This is a genomic window from Nocardioides sp. AE5 (assembly GCF_031844485.1).
In the GTDB taxonomy this organism is placed as follows: Bacteria; Actinomycetota; Actinomycetes; order Propionibacteriales; family Nocardioidaceae; genus Nocardioides.
In genome coordinates this window covers 1-1,461 of the sequence record NZ_JAUZVI010000024.1, presented here as the reverse complement: position 1 = coordinate 1,461, position 1,461 = coordinate 1, and the positions used below count along the sequence as shown (strand labels likewise).

The following is a 1,461-nucleotide window of genomic DNA, read 5'->3' as shown; positions in this document are numbered from 1 at the left end:
TTAGGGTGGGCGCCATGAGCACCTACACCGGAGACGTCGCCGTCGGCGGGCCCGCCCAGGTCCGGGAACTCGCCGGCCTCACCATCACCAAGCTCGCGGTGGACGAGAAGATGGCCAACAATGCCTACCTGTTGACCTGTCGCGCCACCGGCGAGCGGCTGCTGGTCGACGCCGCGGACGACGCGGCAGCGCTGCTGGACCTGATCGGCGGCGATCTGGCCGCGATCGTCACGACCCACCAGCACTGGGACCACCACCGGGCGCTGGCCGAGGTCGTCGCCGCCACCGGCGCTCCGGTGTACGCCGGGGAGCCCGACGCGGACGCGATCACCGAGCAGACCGGCGCACCCGTGGCGCGGCGGTTGAAGCACGGCGACACCGTGGCGGTCGGTGAGGTCGAACTGTCGGTCATCGCAATCGCCGGGCACACCCCCGGCTCGGTGGTGCTGGTGTACGACGACCCGGACGGCCACCCGCATGCCTTCACCGGGGACACCCTCTTCCCCGGCGGGGTCGGCGCGACCTTCGGTGACGCCGACGCGTTCGCGCAGCTCATCGACGACGTGGAGACAAGGATCTTCGGCACGCTGCCCGACGACACCTGGTTCTATCCCGGCCACGGCAAGGACGGGGTGCTCGGCAACGAGCGGCCGCACCTGGCCGAGTGGCGCGAGCGCGGCTGGTAGCAGTTTGCCGCTGCGGGGCCCGATCAGGTCGTGCATCCGCATCGGCGCTACTCGTGGAGCGTGGTGAGCCACCGCTCGAAGGACCGTACGAAATCGGTGTGGCTGGCAACCATGGCACCGACATCGCCGGGCACCCGCAGGACGTGATCGCCTGCCACGACCAGGCTTTTGCCCGGCAATGCGCCGAGCACATCACGGTCCAGGAATGGGTCTTCCGAACCGATGACCACGTATTGCGAGGCGGGATACGAGAGTAGCGGCTTGGCTGCGTCTGGGTCGGCCAGCAGGGGCGTCAGCCATGCCGCGTCGTAGCCACGTTCAGATGCACGAGTGGCTGCCAGCGTCCCGAGGGACTTCGCGACGACGAGCACACGGCCCGGGTACCCCTCGACGGCAGCGTCGAGTTGATCCCCAACCCACTCGATCTCATCGGAGTGAGTGCCTCGCTCTGGAGCAGCCCACCAGACCTGGCGCACATCCCAGCGGTGTGTGAGGGTCGCCTGAGTCGCGAAGAACAACAAGGGCCCGTCGGGCGTGTACTGCCTGCCGGGCAGGATGATGCAGCGACCGACGCTTTCACCCTCTGCGGGGTAGTCGACGTATCGGGGTCATGGCGTCACTCTCCTCCTTCCCCTCTTCCTGGGTCAACGCGCTCAACCCGTACGCAATCGGGCGATCTCGCCTCGGAACGCTGCGTCGGAGAAAGCTCAGCCGGGTGGCCAAGGACGACCGACTGCACGACGCGTTCGGTCGCCGGCCGTAATCCAGAAGGAGC

At 68.4% G+C, this 1,461-nt stretch carries 2 protein-coding genes; one reads left to right on the top strand and one right to left on the bottom strand.

Going from position 1 to position 1,461, the window contains the following annotated elements; genetic code table 11:
• Positions 1 to 14 precede the first annotated feature (14 nt).
• Positions 15 to 686, top strand: a complete 672-nt coding sequence (locus tag Q9R27_RS18685) for an MBL fold metallo-hydrolase (RefSeq protein WP_311253916.1) — start codon at positions 15 to 17, stop codon at positions 684 to 686.
• Positions 687 to 733: 47 nt separating this feature from the next.
• Here the strand turns inward: Q9R27_RS18685 and Q9R27_RS18680 are convergent, their stop codons facing one another.
• Positions 734 to 1,057, bottom strand: a complete 324-nt coding sequence (locus tag Q9R27_RS18680) for a hypothetical protein (RefSeq protein WP_311253915.1) — start codon at positions 1,055 to 1,057, stop codon at positions 734 to 736.
• Positions 1,058 to 1,461: the final 404 nt, after the last annotated feature.

What these genes read in the sequence shown, in the direction of transcription:
- Q9R27_RS18685 (WP_311253916.1), top strand. Translation starts at nt 15, where the DNA reads ATGAGCACCTACACCGGAGACGTCGCCGTCGGCGGGCCCGCCCAGGTC.